Origin of the sequence: Arthrobacter sp. AQ5-05, from assembly GCF_003287975.1 — a bacterium.
In the GTDB taxonomy this organism is placed as follows: Bacteria; Actinomycetota; Actinomycetes; order Actinomycetales; family Micrococcaceae; genus Paeniglutamicibacter.
The window spans coordinates 130885-147551 of sequence record NZ_QMKQ01000001.1 but is presented as its reverse complement, the minus strand read 5'-3'; the positions used below and the strand labels follow the sequence as shown (position 1 = coordinate 147551).

Below are 16667 nucleotides of genomic sequence, written 5' to 3'. Positions count from 1 at the left end.
TTGAATGCACCCAACCGTGACACGCGCACCCCGGACGGCTTCGGTTGCACGGCCGGGGACCTCGGGCGGGGACGGCAAAGGGGGCGGCCCACCGTGGTGGACCGCCCCCGCGCCGTGCACCCGCCGGAGCGGGAACCCGGGGCGAAACCGCTTGGCCTAGACGGCCCTGAGGAACGCCTCGCGGCGGATGGCCTGCTCCACGGGGTCGGGGACCGGCAGCGAGGCGATGAGCCGCCGGGTGTAAGGGTGCTGCGGGTCGCCCATGACCTGGTTGCCGATGCCCTCCTCGACGAGCTTGCCGCGGTAGAGCACACCCACCCAGGTGGAGAGCATGTCCACGACGGCCAGGTCGTGGGAGATGAACAGGGCCGCGAAGCCAAGCTCGGCCTGCAGCTCCTTGAACAGCTCCAACACCTTGGCCTGCACCGAGACATCCAGCGCACTGGTCGGCTCGTCGGCGACCAACAGCTTCGGATCCAGCGCCAGCGCCCGGGCCAGCGAGGCACGCTGGCGCTGGCCGCCGGAGAGCTCGTGCGGGAAGCGCGCGGCAAATGCCTTGGGCAGCTGCACCGCCTCGAGCAGCTCCTCGACGCGCTTGCGCGCGCCACGGGCATCGAGCGAGCGGTGCACGATCAGCGGCTCGGCGACGCACTCGCCGATGGAAAGCTGCGGGTTGAAGCTCGCGGCCGGGTCCTGGAACACGAAACCGATGTCCTGGCGGACCTTCTTGAAGCTGCGCTCCTTGAACCCGAGCATCTCGTGCCCCAGTACTCTCAGCGATCCGCCGCTGACCTTGTTCAGCCCGGCGATGGCCCTCCCGATGGTGGTCTTGCCGGAACCGGACTCGCCCACCAGACCGTACACCTCGCCGGCGCAGATCTGCAGCGACACGTCGTCCACCGCGGTGAAGGCCGGGGTGCCCATGCGCCCGGGGTAGGTGATGTTCAGGTTGGTGGCCTGCACCAGCACCTCCTTCTCCTGCCCGGAACGCGAGACCATGCCCGCGGAGGCGGAGTTGCGGCCCAGGTGCGGCACCGCGGCCAGCAGCGCCTTGGTGTAGTCCTCACGCGGGTCGGCGAAGAGCTCGGAGCTCGGCGCGGTTTCCACCACCTTGCCCTGGTACATCACCACGACGCGATCGGCCAGGTCCGCGACCACGCCCATGTTGTGGGTGATCAGCACGATCCCGGTGTTGAAGTCGTCGCGCACCTCGCGCAGCAGCTCGAGGATCTCGGCCTGCACCGTGACATCAAGTGCGGTGGTGGGTTCGTCGGCGACGATCAGCGCCGGGTTCAGCGCGAGTGCCGCGGCAATGATCACGCGTTGCTTCTGCCCGCCGGAGAACTGGTGCGGGTAGTGGTCGACCCGTTTCTCCGGTTCCGGGATGCCGACCTTGCGCAGCACCTCGACGGCCCTGGCCCTGGCCTCCTTCCTGGAGACCTTCCCGTGGGCGCGGATGCCCTCGGCGATCTGCCAGCCGACGGTGTAGACCGGGTTCAGCGCGGTCGAGGGCTCCTGGAAGACCATCGATACGTCGTCCCCGCGCACCGCACGCAGCTGGTGCGCGGAGAGCGTGAGCATGTTGTTGCCCTTGAGCACCACCGCGCCGCGGGCCACCGCGGTCTCGGCCAGCAGCCCCAGGATGGTGCGTGCGGTCACGGACTTGCCGGAGCCGGACTCGCCGACCACCGCGACGACTTCCCCGGCGGCAACATCGAAGCTGACCCCGCGCACCGCGGGAACCTCCCCGGCGTCGGTGGTGAAGGTGACCTCCAGGTCCTCGATGGACAGGACGGTGCCGTCGGCCCGGCCGATGACCGCCTTGCGGTGCGCGTTCATGCTGTGGCCTTTCCGCCGCGACGCTTTGCTTTTCGGCGCAACCGCAGACGCGGGTCGGCCAGGTCGTTCATGGATTCGCCCACCAGGGTCAGCCCCAGCACGGTGAGCACGATGGCAGCGCCGGGGAAGACCCCGGTCCACCAGATGCCGCTTGTCGCATCGGACAGCGCGCGGTTGAGGTCGTATCCCCATTCGGCGGCCTTGGTCGGTTCGATGCCGAACCCCAGGAAGCCCAGGCCGGCCAGGGTCAGCAGCGCCTCGGAGGCGTTGAGGGTGAAGATCAACGGCAGCGTGCGGGTCGCGTTCCTGAACACGTGCTTGAACATGATCCGCCAGGTGGAGGCGCCGACCACCTTAGCGGATTCAACGAAGGGCTCGGCCTTCAGCCGCACGGTCTCGGCCCGGATCACGCGGAAGTACTGCGGGATGAAGACCACGGTGATGGAGATGGCCGCGGCAAGGATGCCGCCCCAGAGATCGGACTGCCCGCCGGTGATCACGATCGACATGACGATGGCCAGCAGCAGCGACGGGAAGGCGTAGATCGCGTCGGCCAGCACCACCAGGATGCGGTCGAGCCAGCCGCCGAGGTAGCCGGAGACCAGGCCCAGGAAGACACCCAGGAAGATCGAGGCGATGACCGCGATGACGATGACCAGCAACGCGGTCTGCGCACCCCACAGGGTGCGCGAGAAGACGTCGAAGCCGCCCACGGTGGTGCCCCAGAGGAACTTTCCGCCCGGTGCCGCCTGCGTCGGGAAGTCCCCCTCGGCATCGGAGATCTGTGCGAAGCCGTACGGTGCCAGCAGCGGCGCGAAGGCCGCGGCCAGCACGAACACCAGGGACAGCACCAGGCCGGCGACGAGCATCCCGCGCTGCAGCCCGGCACTCATCCGGTAGTGCGAGATGATCGGCAGCCGATCGGCCCAGGAGCGCCTGGCCGCCAGGGTTGGGGTTGTGCTTGCCATGTCCTAGAACCTCACTCGCGGGTCGATGAGCGCGGCAATGATGTCCACGATGAAGTTGGTGACCGCGACGATGACCGCCAGCAGCACCACGATGCCCTGCACGGCCACGAAGTCGCGAGCCGTGAGGTACTGGGCGAGCATGAAGCCCAGGCCCTTCCACTCGAAGGTGGTCTCGGTCAGCACCGCACCTCCCAGCAGCAGCGCGATCTGCAGGCCCATCACGGTGATGATCGGGATCAGCGCCGGGCGGTAGGCGTGTTTGGTGAGCAACCGGTACTCGGAAACCCCGCGCGAGCGGCCGGCCTCCACGTACTCGCGGCCCAGGGTGCCGATGACGTTGGTGCGCACCAGGCGCAGGAACACCCCGGCGGTGAGCAGGCCCAGGGCCACTGCGGGCAGGATCGCGTGCTCGATGACGTCGGAGGCCGCGGACATGTTCCCGGAGCGCAGCGCATCGAGCAGGTAGATGCCCGTGGGGTTCTGCAACGAGGTCAGTTGCAGCTCGGCGCTGATGCCCGCGCGCCCGGCGATCGGCAGCCAGCCGAGCCAGACCCCGAAGATCAGCTTGAGCAGCAGACCGGCGAAGAACACCGGGGTGGCGTAGCACAGGATCGCGAAGACGCGCAGGATCGCGTCGGGCCAGCGGTCGCGCAGTTTGGCGGCCATCAGCCCGAACGGGATGCCGATCAGCAGCGCAATGACCAGGGAGTTGAAGGCCAGTTCAGCTGTGGCGGCGCCGAAGGTGGTCAGCACCTCGGTCACCGCGCGGTTGTCGGAGATGGTGCGTCCGAAGTTGCCGGTGAAGATCTGGCCCAGGTATTCGAAGTACTGGACCAGCACCGGCCGGTCGTATCCGGCGGCGGAAATGCGCTCCGCGAGCTGGTCCGGGGTCAGCCGCCCGCCCAGGGCCGCGGTGATCGGGTCACCGGTGACCCGCATGAGGAAGAACACGAGGGTGACGAGGATGAAGATGGTGGGGAAGATCAGCAGGAAACGCGTGACGAGGTAACGTGCAAAGCTGCCTCCCGCCTTTGGTGTCGCCGTGTTCGGCGTCGTTGGTGCCGAGGGGTCCTCGGCGAGATCGGTCATGATGGCCATTGACTGTGGGTCCTAGCTCAAAAAGGATGGTGTACCGAAAAGGGGACCGCGAGTGCCCGTTCCCGCGTTCGGGAACGGGCACCGTCGCGGTCCCTGGAGGTGGTGGTCTCTACTTGGCCAGGACTCCCAGGCGGAACTTGAACGATGCGTCGAGGGTTGTCTCGACTCCCGTCACGTCGGCTCCGGCCACGGCTACCTGGGCACCCTGCAGCAGCGGCAGGGTGGAGAGGTCGCCGGCGACCTTGGTCTGGATTTCCTCGATCAGCGCGGTGCGCTTGGCACGGTCGGTTTCCACGCGCTGTTCGGAGATCAGCTTGCCGACCTCGGGATTGTCGTATCCGTTGCCCAGGAAGTTGTCCTTGGCAAAGAACGGCGAGAGGAAGTTGTCGGCATCGGAGTAGTCCGGGAACCAACCCAGCTGGTAGGCCGGGTAGTCGGTGACGCGGGCCTTCTGGTAGGTGACCCATTCGGTGGACTGCAGGTCGACCTTGAACAGGCCTCCGGCCTCCAGCTGGTTCTTCACCATGGCGTATTCGTCGCCCGAGCTCGGGCCGTAGTGGTCCGGGTTGTACTGCAGCTTCAGGTCGATCGGGGTGGAGACCCCGGCCGCTTCGAGCACCGCCTTGGCCTTGTCCTGCGACGGACCGCCGTCCTGGCCGTAGAGGTCCTTCAGCGGCTCGATCGCTCCGGTGAAGCCCGCCGGGACGTAGGAGTACGCCGGGATGTAGGTGTCCTTGTAGACCTTGGTGGCGATGGCCTGGCGGTCCACCAGGTGGGCCGCCGCTTGGCGGACCGCCTGCGACTTCTTCGCATCAGCGTCCGAGGTCTTGTTGCCGAACGGCATGATGTCGAAGTTGAACACGATGTAGCGCAGCTCGCCGCCGGCGCCCTTGTGGACCTTGACCTTGGAATCCTTGGCCAGGTCCTCGACATCCGTGGGCGAGAGCGAGCGCCAGGCAACATCGATGTTGCCCTGCTGCACGTCGAGCTTCAGGTTGTTCGAGTCGGCGTAGTACTTGATGTTGGCGGCCGCGTTGGCCGGCTTGCCCAGCAGGCCCTGGTAGCCGTCGAAGGTCTTGAAAGAGATCAGCGAGTTCTTGGCATAGGACTCGATGGTGTACTGGCCGGCGAAGGCCTTGCCCTTGACGATTGCATCGTCGTCGAGGACCTTGTCGGCGGGGAACAGCTCGTCGTCGACGATCGGGCCCACGGGGCTGGTGAGCACCTGTGGGAAGGTCTGGTCGTTGCCGCTCTTGAGCTTGAAGACCACGGTGGTGGCGTCCGGGGCCTCGACGCTGGCGAGGTTGCCCAGCAGCGAGGAGGGACCGTTCGGGTCGGCGATCTTCACCTGGCGGTCGAAGCTGGCCTTGACGTCCTTGGAGTCGAGGTCCGAGCCATTGGCCCACTTGAGCCCCGGCTTGAGCTTGACGGTGTAGTCGGTGGGAGTGGTGAACTCGGCCGATACCGCCATGTCGTTCTCCGGCTCGGCGGATCCCGGCTTGGAGTTCAGCAGGAACGGGTAGATCTGGTTCATGACCATGAATGAGCCATTGTCATACGAGCCGGCCGGGTCAAGCGAAGTGACCTTGTCGGTCGTGCCGACGGTAACGGTCGATCCGGCTGCGGCGGAGCCCGAGCCGCCTCCGGGGTTCGGGGACTCAGCCGGGCTGGTACATGCGGTGAGCGCCAGGGCGGAGATGCCAACGACGGCGGCCGCTAGGCGCACACCGTTCTTCTTGGGAGCCATGAGTGTTCCTTTTCTGTCTGCGAGCACATGCGTTGTGGGATCGGCCACAACCCATTCAGCCTATGTGATCATCGTCATAAAGCGCGACTATTATGTGTGGCCGCGCACAAAGAAATACAATCGTGACCCTTTTCGGCCATTCTTCCCTGCCCCCCAGGACGTGGCGATGTTCACCCGCGGCACGCCGAGTCACGTTTCGTGGCCTAGGGTTAAGCACGATGATGACACGTAGAGACGCAGCGATTGCGTTGGATATCCCCATGGAAATGGCCAAGCGCCACGGCATCCCACCGCGGATGAGCGAAGCGGAATTTGCCGAACTGAACGCCAATCCCCCGGCTTGGCTGATCCAGTCGCGCGCCAACCGCACCGGCAAGCGCCCCGTCTGGGTCCAGCTGACCTGCGCCGTGTGCGGATTCACCGAGGCCGAGCGGCCCAAGAAGTGGTGGCCGGAATTCGACTTCGTGCATTGCGTGGAGCACGGACCGGCCCAGCTGCCGCCGCTCGATGCGGGCAAGACCCGCCTCGAGTACCCTGACATTTCCACGCGCATGTACGGCATCGTCGACGAAGACAAGGCCTAGCGGACCTGCCCGCACGGCCATTGAGCCCGCCTGCCGTCCGCTCCCCGCGGTCGGCAGGCGGGTTTCTTGCGTGCACGCGACCCGAACGCCGCCGGGGCCGCCGTTTGCCTGGACCACCCCATCGAGCGTGATGTTCATGTTGACGTGCAGCTCTCCCATGCCGCCATCTCCTCGTCGTTTCTTTGGCGCCCGTCGGCGCGCGTAGGCACCCAACCACCGCCAGTATCCGAGCGGCCTGCCCGCATCGCAACGCGGGAGGGCCGGTTCTGACGGATCCAGTGATCGGATTCGACGGAGCGTCGATTTCCCGGCCACACGGTCGGAAACCCGGTCCGCCGTGTCCGGGACCACCTGGGGTTGCCCGCTTCGCTCCGGTGAAGACGGGCCCGCCGCCAAACAACCCGGGTGCCTCGCGGGCATCGGTCCCGAGTCACGAAGGGACCGCGGCCGCGGCGAACATCAACCCGCCAAGCGGCGGGCCGAGGAACTTTTCGGCGACCAGCTGGGTGGCGGCAATCTGGCTGTTGGCCCGATCCAGGTCCTTGCTGCCCACCAGCGACGGGAGGGTGGACAGGGCCGAGTTGTCCGCAGCCGTTTCCAGTACCCCGACCAGGGCAAAGGCCACGTACAGGGCGGGCATCGATTCCGGTCCGGTGGCCACCGGCGCGGCCAGCGCCGCCAGCAGGACGCTTCTGCCCAGGTTGGGGATCCAGAGGATGGCTTTTCGGTCCATCCGGTCGACAATGGCGCCAACGGGCAGGAGCACCTGGAACTTGGCCGCCGAAAACAGCATGGACAGCCCCGCGACCGGCAACGGACTCCTCGTCGGCGCCGTCGCCGACAGCTGAATCACGATGTAGCGGATGCCGTCGCCGAAGTTCGAGGCGGCATTGCCGGCCCACAATCGCCGGTATCCCCTCCCCCGCGACATGCTGAAAAATCCTACAGGCGCTTGCGCCGCCCGCTGGGCCGGGCCGCCCAGGCGAGGCGTGGATCGATCGTTCCGAGGGCGGTTCCAGACCCGGCGCGGGGAGTGCTCCCGTTGGGCGGTGGTTGCCGGATACTGGAGCGATGACACTGGATGATCAGCTCGAGGGGATCTTCGAGGCCCGCGACCGGAACAACATGCAGCCCACCATCGATGCACTGTTGCCGATCTTGGAGAGGCACCCCGGCAACCCGCGGATCCTCTACGAGGTGGGCGGCGCCTACGACACCGCGGGAGTGGGAAGCGCCGCGGCCTCGTTCTACGAGCGGGCCCTTGATGCAGGGCTGGCAGGCGACCTGCTGCGCCGATGCCACCTGCAGTACGGATCCACCTTGCGGAACCTCGGCGAATTCACCCGATCGGCGGAGGTCTTCGAGCGCGCCCGGGCAGAGTTCCCGGATTCGCCGTCGCTGGCCGTCTTCGAGGCGATTTCCCTGCATGCGTGCGGTCGGCTCGACGAGGCCGTCGCCGCATTGCTCGAGGTGGTAGCCGCCGGCATCCAGTCCCCGGACCTGGAGCGGTACAAGCCCGCCATCCTCGGAAATGCCGCCTACATCCGCTCCCTGGCCGACGCGCCGAACCCCGCGGACCCTCCGGGCGACCGATAGCCGCCACCGGTGGGCGATGGCCCGGCGGCGCCAGGCGGGGACGCGCCGGCCGCGGCCCCGCGGGGAGAACAGCTAGGCTGGCGGCATGATGACCGAACCGGCGCTTGCTCGTTCCCGCGCGGTGCGGGCCGCCCTGGCGGGGTTCGGGCTGGTGGCCGGCTACGCGGTCGTCGGTGCGTTGCAGATCATGGTCTGGAACCCCTTGGCAGCGGTTCCGGGTGCCACGTTGGCCGGGATTCGCGCGGAGATGTCCGGTGCCGGCGAGTATCCGGGAACGCCCCTGGTGGTGGCGTGGGCCCTCACCGGAATCCTGCTTGGTGCAGGAGTGCTGCTCGCGGCTCTGCGGCGGAAGGTCTCGGCCGCCGGCGCCACGACGCTGTCCCTGCTGTTCATCGCGCTTGGTGCCCCGTCGTTGATGGTCGCGTCGTTCCCCTCGGGGATCGGCCTTGCCGACACCTTCGGCCTCTCCGGCGGCGACCATGCCCCGTGGGGCAGTGTTCTCTACCTGGCCAGCGCCGCGGCGTTGCTTCTCCTGGTGCTCTTTCGGGTGCGCAACCACCCACGGCCGGCACCGATGCCGCCCAAGTGACTCCGGCGCGCTGCTCCCCCCGGCCCCGGGGGGTCATCCCTGGTTCTTCAGGTCCTGGACGGTTCGCGAGAGCAGGCAGAACTCGTTGCCCTCGGGATCGGCCAGGACCACCCAGCTGACGTCCGGCCCCTGCCCGACGTCGATGCGCCGGGCACCCAGGGCGAGCAGGCGTTCGAGCTCCTGAGCGGTCGAGACCCCGTCGGCACGCAGGTCGAAGTGCAACCGGTTTTTGACGCTCTTGCCCTCGGGCACCGCGAACACATCGATGGAAGGCCAGCTCCCGTCCGGCGGTCCGATGCCGATGCCCTCGTCGTCTTCCTCGAGCACGCGCCAGTGAAGGACGGCGCACCAGAAGTCCGCCACCACCCGTGGATTTCCCGCATCGATGGCAATGGCAGCTAGTCGACTGGTCATGGCCACACGATAGCCGTTCGGGCCCGGCCATGGAACAGCTTCGGCGCGGGCGCGGTTGTTGGGGCATCGCGCCGGCACGGCTGCCGGCGCGTCGCCAACGGCGAAGGCCCCGCCCGGTCGCCGCGGGCAACCGGCGGGGCCTTCATCGAGCGTGGTGGATCAGGAAACGAGCGTCGGGTCCCAGGCGGTGGAGCGGGCCGAGTCGATGGTGGCCTGGCCCAGCACGCGGGTGTCCTGGTAGATGACCATGGTCTGGCCCGGGGCGACGCCGCGCATCGGCTCGATGAGGGTGGCAACCAGAACGTTGGACCCGTCCTCCTGCGCCTCGACGCGGGCGCGGGCATCGACCGGATCCCCGTGCGCGCGCACCTGGACCATGCAGTCGAACTCGGTGCCGGCGGACGCGTCGGCGATCGGCAACCCCGCCCAGGAGATGCGGATGCCGCGCAGCTCGTCGACCGCCAGCAAGGCCTCGGGGCCGACGATGACCTTGTTTTCCTTCGGGCGGATCTCCAGCACGAAGCGCGGCTTGCCGTCGGCTGCCGGGGTTCCCAGCTTCAGGCCCTTGCGCTGCCCGACGGTGAAGGCGTGGGCGCCCTCGTGCTCACCCAGCGGCTTGCCCTCCTGGTCCACGATCGCACCGGGGGTCATGTCGATGCGCTCGGCCAGCCAGCCGCGGGTGTCCCCGTCGGGGATGAAGCAGATGTCGTGGCTGTCGGGCTTGTTGGCCACCGAGAGCCCGCGGGCCTCGGCCTCGGCGCGGACCAGCGCCTTCGAGGGGGTGTCGGCCAGCGGGAAGATGCAGTGGTCGAGCTGTTCATGGGTCAGCACGCCCAGCACGTAGGACTGGTCCTTGGCCCAGTCGGCGGCGCGGTGCAACTCCGGGTTGCCTGCGGAATCGCGGATGACCTTGGCATAGTGCCCGGTGCAGACCGCGTCGAAGCCCAGCGCGATGGCCTTTTCCAGCAACGCGGCGAACTTGATGCGCTCGTTGCAGCGCATGCAGGGGTTCGGGGTGCGCCCGGCCTCGTACTCGGAGATGAAGTCATCGACCACATCCTCCTTGAAACGCTCGGAGAAGTCCCACACGTAGTACGGGATCCCCAGCTTGTCGCAGGCGCGCCAGGCGTCGTTGGAGTCCTCGACGGTGCAGCAGCCGCGCGAGCCGGTGCGCAGGGTGCCGGGCATCCGGGACAGGGCCAGGTGCACGCCGACGACCTCGTGGCCGGCATCGACCGCTCGCGCCGCCGCAACGGCCGAGTCGACCCCGCCGCTCATTGCTGCCAATACCTTCATCGTGTAAACCCTGTCCCTGCTGTTTGGATGCTGCTGACTTGTGCGGCCATGCCGGCCTTTTGCGCCCGCGCGTAGGCCTCGGGCAATGCCGCCACCAGTTTCCCAATGTCGGCGGCGCTCGATGTATGCCCGAGCGTGAAGCGCTGGGCCCCGCGGGCGGTTTCCTCGTCCCGACCCATGGCCAGCAACACGTGGGAGGGCCGGGGCACGCCCGCGGTGCAGGCCGAGCCCGTGGATGAGTGCACCCCGAGCATGTCCAACACGAAGAGCAGCGAGTCGCCCTCGCAGCCCGGGAAGGTGAAGTGCGCGTTGCCCGGAAGCCGGGTGCCGGCGTGCGCCGGATCCGCGGTGCCGTTGAAGACCGCTTCGGGGATGCGCTCGTGCACCCCTGCGACCAGTGCGTCGCGCAGGGATGCCAGGCGTTCGGTTTCGGCAGCCAGGTTGGCCGTGGCCTCGGTGGCCGCCGCGGCGAAACCCGCAGCCGCGGCGGCGTTCAGGGTGCCGGAGCGCAGCGCGCGTTCGTGTCCGCCGCCGTGCTGGATGGGCGTCAGGACCGCATCGCGGCGCACGAAGAGGGCACCGATGCCCACCGGGCCGCCGATCTTGTGCCCGGACACGGCCATGGTGGCCAGGCCGGAATCGGCAAAGGAGATGGGCAACGCGGTGAAGGCCTGGACCGCGTCGGAATGCACCGGGATGCCGGCCGGTCCGGCGAGCGCGACGACCTCGGCGATCGGCTGGACGCTGCCCACCTCGTTGTTGGCCCACATGCAGGTGAGCAGCGCGATGGATGCGGGATCGCGGGCGATTTCGGCGGCGAGCACCTCCAGGTCGATGACCCCGTCGGAGGTAACCGGCAGCCAGGTGATGGTTGCCCCCTCGTGGGCCGCGAGCCATTCGGCGGTGTCGAGCACCGCGTGGTGCTCGATGACCGGGACCAGGATGCGGGTGCGGCGTGCATCGGCGCCGTTGCGGGCCCAGTACAGGCCCTTGAGCGCGAGGTTGTCCGATTCGGTGCCGCCGGAGGTGAAGATGACTTCCGAGGGGTGGGCCCCGGCCGCGGCGGCGAGGCGTTCGCGGGATTCTTCCATGACGCGGTGGGCGCGGCGGCCGGCACCGTGCAGCGAGGATGGGTTGCCGGTCTGGGCCAGTTCGTGGGTCATGGCTGCCAGCGCCGCGTCCGACATGGGTGTCGTTGCTGCGTGGTCTAGGTAAATGGGGCTCGTGGACACCGAACAATTCTAGCCGTGTTGGGGGTTTTCGGGGCGGAGTGATTGCTCACAGCTTGTCCGGGGCCCGGCCCGCGGCCTGCGCGATCCTCGCTTCAGCTGTCGAAGGGGCGTCCGCCCCCCTGGTTCTGTTCCCCTCCAAAGTATTCCCCGGCCAGTTCCTCCGGGTCGAAGGGCACGGTGTCGGCCTCGGGCAGTTCGTTGCGGGTGTCCCCGGCTGCGTCGAGCCGGGAGTCGGCCTCCACCTCCCGGGCTTCCAGGTCCGCGCAGCCCAGCAGTGCGTCGATGAGCGCGCGGGGCCCGCCGACGATGGTGGAGTCCTCGTAGAGTTCGGTGCTCATCAGCCACTTGCGGTCCTGGGGCCAGGCCAGGTTGGGCGATTGGCGTTGCTCCCCCAGCGAGGTCCGTGCCCACAGCGGGCTGGCCAGGTCCTGCCCGTCCCCGGTGAAGAGGTAGAAGGAGCGGTAGCCGGAGCCGATCTGCAGCGTCGGTGCGTTGCGCACCGCATCGGAGAACGCCGGGGTCTTGGCCTTGGCGGCGAGCTGCGCGGCACGCGCGGCGTTTTGCTGCGCATCGAGGTCCGGGTCGTCCTCGATGACGACCTCGACCTGGTCCCCGCCGTGGATGAATGCGAGCCCGTTCCACAGGGCCAGGTGGATCTGCTCCGGCGTGGTGGTGTGGGCGGCAAGCAGCGGGGCCATGGCGCGCAGTTCGGCGGCACCCAGTCCGTCCCAGCCGGGGGCCTCGCCCTCCCAGGAATCCTCGGCCAGCGGCACCCCGTCCTCGCCGATGCCCGAGAGCGCGGCGAATTGCGCCAGGGCGTGCATGGTGGTTCCGCGCCGTGCGGCGATCTGTCCCCAGCGCACCGGCTGCCCGTCGGGGCCCATCGCCGGGTGGAAGATCCGCGCGTAGGCCTCGTAGCCGCGCGGGACCTGCCCCGCGACCAGGTTTGCGGTGTCCGCATCCCGTCCTTGTTCCTGCAGTGCCGCAACGATCCACGCACCGGCATCCGGGGTGGTGAAGTTCAAAGTCATTCATTCAGCGTACCCATGCGCGGGGCCGCACGCCCGCCGAGCACCCGGCCGGGCGGCACCCGGGGCCGGTCCAATCCACGCAAATCCTTCTAAAACTGGTAAGAATGGTATAACAGATCCCCGCAAGGAGCCCGCATGAGCATGTACCTTCCAGCCCTCCGCCACCCGGTCCACCGCTTTGGGCACCGGAGCATCGATTTCAGCTCGCGGATCGCACTGATGGCCATCATCAACCGCACCCCCGACAGCTTCTACGATTCCGGGGCCACCTTCGCCCTGGCCTCCGCGGTGGACGCCGCCCTGGATGCGGCGCACGCGGGCGCCGACTGGATCGACATTGGCGGGGTGCCCTTCTCCCCCGGACCCGCCCTGTCCTGGCAGGAGGAGGCCCAGCGGATCATCCCGGTCATCGAGGCGGTTCGCGCCCACAGCGACGTGATCATCTCCGCCGACACGTTCGACCCGTTGGTTGCCGCCGCGGCCCTGGCCGCCGGCGCCGACGTCATCAACGACACCACCGGGCTGAGCAACCCGGAACTCGGTTCCGTGGTCGCCGAGGCCGGGGCGCACCTGGTCATCACCCACTCGCTGGCCGCCCCGCGGACCGTCTACCCGCGCCCGCGCTACCGCGACGTGGTGGCCGAGGTCGCCGCCTACCTGCACGACAAGGTCGGCTTCGCCAGGTCCCTGGGAATCGGCGAGGACAAGATCATCGTTGACCCCGGGCACGACCTGAACAAGAACACCCGCCACACCCTGGCCATCACCGCCGGGTTCGAGGCCATCGCCGCGCTGGGCTACCCGAGCCTTGCTGCGGTGTCCAACAAGGACTTCATCGGCGAGACCCTCGATGCACCCAAGGCCGAACGCACTGCCGGGTCGATGGCCGCTGCCGCGATGTGCATCATGAACGGGGCGCGGATCATCCGCATGCACAACGTCCCCGAGTCGGTCTCCACCATCCGGATGCTGGAGGCTGCCATGGGATGGCGCGAACCGGCGTACCTGGCGCACAACATGGGAGATGTCAACGCACCGGCCCACCCCGAGGCCCTTGGAGCCGCCGGCCACACCGTGCGCGCGGCGGCCCGGGAGGACGCCTGATGCGCAGGCTGCTTCCCGCCCCCGCCCCGGACCCCGACGATCGGCAGCTGCTTGACTGGTACGCGCCCGGGCCCGGCACCGAGCCCTTCGTCCGTTTCAACTTCGTCAGCTCGACCGACGGGGCGGCTAGCATCGAGGGGCTCTCCGGGGCGTTGGGCACCGCCCCGGACCATCGCGTGTTCATGCTGCTGCGCCGGCTGGCCGATGCCATTGTCGTCGGCGCCGGGACCATCCGCGCCGAGGGCTACGAGGGCGAGCTGCTCGATGCCGCCTCGCGCGCCTGGCGCCTGGCGAACGGGATGCCCGAGCGCCCGCTGCTCGTGGTCGTCTCCGGCCGCCTGGACCTGGATGTGCACAGCGCACTGTTCACCAAGAACCCCGGGAAGATCCTGTTGCTGGGCTCCGGTTCGGCCGATCCAGGGCGCGCAGCGGCCCTGGGTGCGGTGGCCGAGGTCGTCTCGGCGCAGGCCCCCGGACCCGCGATCGACCCGCGCTGGATCATCGAGACCCTGCATGCCCGTGGCCTGCGCGTGATCCACTCCGAGGGCGGACCCACGCTGCTGGCCGATTTCCAGCGCGCGGACGCGCTCGACAGCCTGTGCGTGACCTATTCCCCCGTGCTGGCCGGCGGCGACGGGCCCCGGATCTCCCGGGGGCAGCAGGGCGATGAACCCCGGCACCTGGGGCTGAACCTGCTGCTGGAGGAGGACGGCACCCTGCTGGCCGAATACCGCCGAGGCTAAAAGCCGCACTCCGGGCCACTGGCCCGAAGCCGGGGGCCCGGGCCTCCACGCAGCAAACCAGCACCCGGAACCGGTAGGATCGCTGGAGCGATACCGGGCTTCGGACCCGGCGCGCCCCCGAGCCGGGGGGGCCTGCACCCCCCGTCCTCCTGCACCCCGAACCGAAAGGCGGCCACGTGGCCCAGCGGCAAACCCATTATGAAGTCTTGGGCATTGCCCCCACCGCCGGCCCCCGGGAAATCAAGTCCGCCTACCGCAAGGCGGCCCGGCTCACGCACCCCGACCACGGCGGCGACGCCCGGGACTTTGCCCGCGCCACGCTCGCCTACGAAACCCTCATCGACCCGGACGCCCGCACGCGCTACGACCGCAGCTACGGCACCGAGTCCAGCTATCTGCGCGGGGGCGCCCCGGCACCCGGGACCTACGGCACCGAACCGGCACACCCCCCAAGCGCAGCCGGCTCCATGCGCTTTGGCACCTCGGGTCCCCGCCCCTCGGCCACCGACGCCACGATCTACCTGCCGGGGCTCGAGGAGCCCGGGGCCATCGACAGGGCCACCTCCATCCGCCAGGTCCACGGCACCCCGCGCAAGCGCGGCATCTTCGGTGCCCAGGCACGACTGGCCCGCGAGAACCGCTCGGTGCAGCTGCTTTCACGCCAGGTGCTCACCGCCCTGCCCTCGGCCCGCCTGGTCAACGGGCTGCACGCCCCAGGCGGCGGATACATCGACCACGCCCTGCTCGGCGGCTACCGCCTGGCCCTGGTGCACTCGATGCTGCTGCCCAGGGGCGTCTACCGCTGGGACGGCTCGACCCTCTTGCGCGACGGCAAGCACATCGACCCGCCGCGTCTCGGGCCGGTGGTGCACCAGATGCAGCGCCTCTTCCCGGAGCTGAACGTGACCGGGTGGACGGTGCTCCTGTCCCCCGACGGGAACCTGCACGAACCGGTCATCGACTACGCGCGCGGCGCCGAACCCGGGCCGATGAACGTGCTCAACGTGGTCAACGCCGTGAACCTGGTGCGGGAAATGAAGATGTTCCTGGGCACCGGGCCCACCCCGCATGTGGTGGATCGCACCATTTTGGCCCGGCTCATCGGCGGAATGTACTAGCCACCTGCGCACCCGGCCACGCTCACCGGCCCCGCGGACCAGCCGGGGAACCGCCGCCGGAGCGCCCGGCACCATGGGCGGGCCCGGCGCACCGTAAACTGGGGTGCGTGTTCCGAATCCTTTTTTACACTCCCGAAATTCCCGGCAATACCGGCAACGCCATCCGCCTTGCCGCGGTGACCGGCGCCGAACTGCACCTCGTCGAGCCGCTGGGCTTCGACTTCGAGGACTCCAAGCTGCGCCGCGCGGGCCTGGACTACCACGACCTGGCGGTGGTCACCGTGCACCCGGACATCGAATCCGCCTGGGCGGCACTGGCCCCCGCGCGCGTCTTCGCCTTCACCTCCGAGGGCAGCACCCTCTACACGGAGGTGTCCTACCAACCGGGCGACGTGCTGCTTTTCGGCCCCGAGTCCGTCGGGCTGCCGGCGGAACTGAAGAACGATGCGCACATCACCGCCACCGTCAGGTTGCCGATGCTTCAGGCCCGCCGCTCGCTGAACCTCGCAAATTCCGCATCCATCGCGCTCTACGAGGCCTGGCGCCAGCACGGCTTCGCCCCCGGCGGCACACACTAAATCCCTAGCCTTCTGGCCTATGCTTACACGTGGCAATTACCGGCCACCCCCGCTCTTTGAAAAGGATGGCAACATCATGACCGGCACCGATCCCGCATACCCTGCGCACCGCGGCGACGAGAACGACGACGACCTCGGCATGGATCTTGTCGATGCGGTGTCCACGGACGCCGAGGCCCCCGTCCGGCGCCCGCTGAAGAAGTGGATGTTCGTGGTCGCTGCCTTGGCGGTGGTCGTCATCGGCCTGGTCGCCGGGCTGGTGAACCTGATTCCGACCAACTACGTTTCCAAGGTCGAGCGCGCCTCCGACCAGGTCGTCGCCCAGGCGGACCTCGAGGGCGGCGGGCATGCGGTGCTCAAGACCTCCGCGAAGGCCGACGCCGGGATGATCGAGCTGACCGGTTTGCCGGCCATCGACCCCACCGAGGACTACGTGGTGTGGCTCATCGAGGCCTCCACCGACCGGCCCACCCTGCTGGCCACCATCGCCCCGTCGGACAAACCCGTCAGGGAAGGGTTCAACGGCGTGGACAAGCTCGCCTCCGTCATGGTTTCGGTGGAACCGGGCGACGGAAGCAGCACCGCCCCGAGCACCGAGCCCTTGGCCGTGCTTGACCTGCCCGAAGCCAAGTAACGCACCTTGCGGTCCCGGCGCAACACCCGCGCCGCAGACGACTGTGGGCCGCCTCCCCTGTGAATGGGAGGCGGCCCACACGTGCTTAACCCGCCG

The 16667-nt window shown here is 68.7% G+C and carries 17 protein-coding genes; 8 read left to right on the top strand and 9 right to left on the bottom strand.

Annotated elements, in window-relative coordinates; all coding sequences use genetic code 11:
• Window positions 1-156: 156 nt before the first annotated feature.
• From DQ353_RS00770 to DQ353_RS00755, 4 genes are all read right to left on the bottom strand, one after another.
• Window positions 157-1839: a dipeptide ABC transporter ATP-binding protein gene (locus DQ353_RS00770; protein WP_113760897.1), complete on the bottom strand. Its 1683-nt coding sequence runs from the start codon at window positions 1837-1839 to the stop codon at window positions 157-159.
• Window positions 1836-2807, bottom strand: a complete 972-nt coding sequence (locus DQ353_RS00765) for an ABC transporter permease (protein WP_113760896.1) — start codon at window positions 2805-2807, stop codon at window positions 1836-1838. The genes DQ353_RS00770 and DQ353_RS00765 overlap by 4 nt, the downstream gene beginning before the upstream one ends.
• A 3-nt stretch (window positions 2808-2810) precedes the next feature.
• Entirely contained in the window at window positions 2811-3896 is a 1086-nt protein-coding gene (locus DQ353_RS00760) for an ABC transporter permease (protein ID WP_181578209.1), read from the bottom strand.
• A 118-nt stretch (window positions 3897-4014) separates the two neighbouring features.
• The gene (locus DQ353_RS00755; protein WP_113760894.1) at window positions 4015-5652 is read right to left on the bottom strand and encodes an ABC transporter substrate-binding protein; all 1638 of its coding nucleotides are present in this window, start codon (window positions 5650-5652) and stop codon (window positions 4015-4017) included.
• Between the two features lie 218 nt (window positions 5653-5870).
• Between DQ353_RS00755 and DQ353_RS00750 the strand changes: the two genes are divergently transcribed.
• Window positions 5871-6236, top strand: coding sequence for a hypothetical protein (locus tag DQ353_RS00750; protein ID WP_113760893.1), 366 nt, complete (start codon window positions 5871-5873; stop codon window positions 6234-6236).
• A 430-nt stretch (window positions 6237-6666) separates the two neighbouring features.
• Here the strand turns inward: DQ353_RS00750 and DQ353_RS00745 are convergent, their stop codons facing one another.
• Entirely contained in the window at window positions 6667-7167 is a 501-nt protein-coding gene (locus tag DQ353_RS00745) for an MFS transporter (protein ID WP_113760892.1), read from the bottom strand.
• A gap of 140 nt (window positions 7168-7307) precedes the next feature.
• On the opposite strand from DQ353_RS00745, the gene DQ353_RS00740 reads away from it, so the two are divergent.
• Together DQ353_RS00740 and DQ353_RS00735 are read left to right on the top strand one after the other, a co-directional pair.
• Window positions 7308-7832 (top strand): tetratricopeptide repeat protein, encoded by a 525-nt coding sequence (locus DQ353_RS00740; protein ID WP_113760891.1) that lies wholly within the window; start codon window positions 7308-7310, stop codon window positions 7830-7832.
• An 85-nt stretch (window positions 7833-7917) separates the two neighbouring features.
• Window positions 7918-8421, top strand: a complete 504-nt coding sequence (locus tag DQ353_RS00735) for a hypothetical protein (RefSeq protein WP_286166534.1) — start codon at window positions 7918-7920, stop codon at window positions 8419-8421.
• Between the two features lie 33 nt (window positions 8422-8454).
• Here DQ353_RS00735 and DQ353_RS00730 read toward each other — a convergent pair whose 3' ends face one another.
• The 4 genes from DQ353_RS00730 to DQ353_RS00715 form a co-directional block, all read right to left on the bottom strand.
• Entirely contained in the window at window positions 8455-8835 is a 381-nt protein-coding gene (locus DQ353_RS00730) for a VOC family protein (protein ID WP_113760890.1), read from the bottom strand.
• A 159-nt stretch (window positions 8836-8994) separates the two neighbouring features.
• The gene (mnmA, locus tag DQ353_RS00725; protein ID WP_113760889.1) at window positions 8995-10131 is read right to left on the bottom strand and encodes a tRNA 2-thiouridine(34) synthase MnmA; all 1137 of its coding nucleotides are present in this window, start codon (window positions 10129-10131) and stop codon (window positions 8995-8997) included.
• The gene (locus DQ353_RS00720) at window positions 10128-11318 is read right to left on the bottom strand and encodes a cysteine desulfurase family protein (RefSeq protein WP_113760888.1); all 1191 of its coding nucleotides are present in this window, start codon (window positions 11316-11318) and stop codon (window positions 10128-10130) included. The genes mnmA and DQ353_RS00720 overlap by 4 nt, the downstream gene beginning before the upstream one ends.
• A 137-nt stretch (window positions 11319-11455) precedes the next feature.
• A complete protein-coding gene (locus DQ353_RS00715) occupies window positions 11456-12394 on the bottom strand; it encodes a hypothetical protein (protein ID WP_146755167.1) in 939 nt (312 codons plus the stop codon).
• Window positions 12395-12529: 135 nt separating this feature from the next.
• On the opposite strand from DQ353_RS00715, the gene folP reads away from it, so the two are divergent.
• The 5 genes from folP to DQ353_RS00690 all read left to right on the top strand — a co-directional run bounded on the left by folP (window position 12530) and on the right by DQ353_RS00690 (window position 16571).
• On the top strand, window positions 12530-13498 hold the full coding sequence (gene folP / locus DQ353_RS00710; protein WP_113760886.1) for a dihydropteroate synthase: 969 nt from the start codon (window positions 12530-12532) through the stop codon (window positions 13496-13498).
• Entirely contained in the window at window positions 13498-14241 is a 744-nt protein-coding gene (locus tag DQ353_RS00705; protein WP_181578180.1) for a dihydrofolate reductase family protein, read from the top strand. Before folP ends, DQ353_RS00705 begins: the two co-directional genes overlap by 1 nt.
• A gap of 176 nt (window positions 14242-14417) precedes the next feature.
• Complete coding sequence (locus DQ353_RS00700; RefSeq protein ID WP_113760884.1) at window positions 14418-15359, top strand: J domain-containing protein; 942 nt, start codon at window positions 14418-14420, stop codon at window positions 15357-15359.
• 107 nt (window positions 15360-15466) lie between these two features.
• On the top strand, window positions 15467-15937 hold the full coding sequence (locus DQ353_RS00695) for a tRNA (cytidine(34)-2'-O)-methyltransferase (RefSeq protein WP_113760883.1): 471 nt from the start codon (window positions 15467-15469) through the stop codon (window positions 15935-15937).
• A gap of 76 nt (window positions 15938-16013) precedes the next feature.
• Window positions 16014-16571 (top strand): anti-sigma factor, encoded by a 558-nt coding sequence (locus DQ353_RS00690; protein ID WP_181578179.1) that lies wholly within the window; start codon window positions 16014-16016, stop codon window positions 16569-16571.
• Window positions 16572-16667: the final 96 nt, after the last annotated feature.

Coding starts and splice junctions, on each gene's coding strand:
- DQ353_RS00770 (WP_113760897.1), bottom strand. CDS start 1,839: ATGAACGCGCACCGCAAGGCGGTCATCGGCCGGGCCGACGGCACCGTC.
- DQ353_RS00765 (WP_113760896.1), bottom strand. CDS start 2,807: ATGGCAAGCACAACCCCAACCCTGGCGGCCAGGCGCTCCTGGGCCGAT.
- DQ353_RS00760 (WP_181578209.1), bottom strand. CDS start 3,896: ATGACCGATCTCGCCGAGGACCCCTCGGCACCAACGACGCCGAACACG.
- DQ353_RS00755 (WP_113760894.1), bottom strand. CDS start 5,652: ATGGCTCCCAAGAAGAACGGTGTGCGCCTAGCGGCCGCCGTCGTTGGC.
- DQ353_RS00750 (WP_113760893.1), top strand. CDS start 5,871: ATGATGACACGTAGAGACGCAGCGATTGCGTTGGATATCCCCATGGAA.
- DQ353_RS00745 (WP_113760892.1), bottom strand. CDS start 7,167: ATGTCGCGGGGGAGGGGATACCGGCGATTGTGGGCCGGCAATGCCGCC.
- DQ353_RS00740 (WP_113760891.1), top strand. CDS start 7,308: ATGACACTGGATGATCAGCTCGAGGGGATCTTCGAGGCCCGCGACCGG.
- DQ353_RS00735 (WP_286166534.1), top strand. CDS start 7,918: ATGATGACCGAACCGGCGCTTGCTCGTTCCCGCGCGGTGCGGGCCGCC.
- DQ353_RS00730 (WP_113760890.1), bottom strand. CDS start 8,835: ATGACCAGTCGACTAGCTGCCATTGCCATCGATGCGGGAAATCCACGG.
- mnmA (WP_113760889.1), bottom strand. CDS start 10,131: ATGAAGGTATTGGCAGCAATGAGCGGCGGGGTCGACTCGGCCGTTGCG.
- DQ353_RS00720 (WP_113760888.1), bottom strand. CDS start 11,318: ATGTCGGACGCGGCGCTGGCAGCCATGACCCACGAACTGGCCCAGACC.
- DQ353_RS00715 (WP_146755167.1), bottom strand. CDS start 12,394: ATGACTTTGAACTTCACCACCCCGGATGCCGGTGCGTGGATCGTTGCG.
- folP (WP_113760886.1), top strand. CDS start 12,530: ATGAGCATGTACCTTCCAGCCCTCCGCCACCCGGTCCACCGCTTTGGG.
- DQ353_RS00705 (WP_181578180.1), top strand. CDS start 13,498: ATGCGCAGGCTGCTTCCCGCCCCCGCCCCGGACCCCGACGATCGGCAG.
- DQ353_RS00690 (WP_181578179.1), top strand. CDS start 16,014: ATGACCGGCACCGATCCCGCATACCCTGCGCACCGCGGCGACGAGAAC.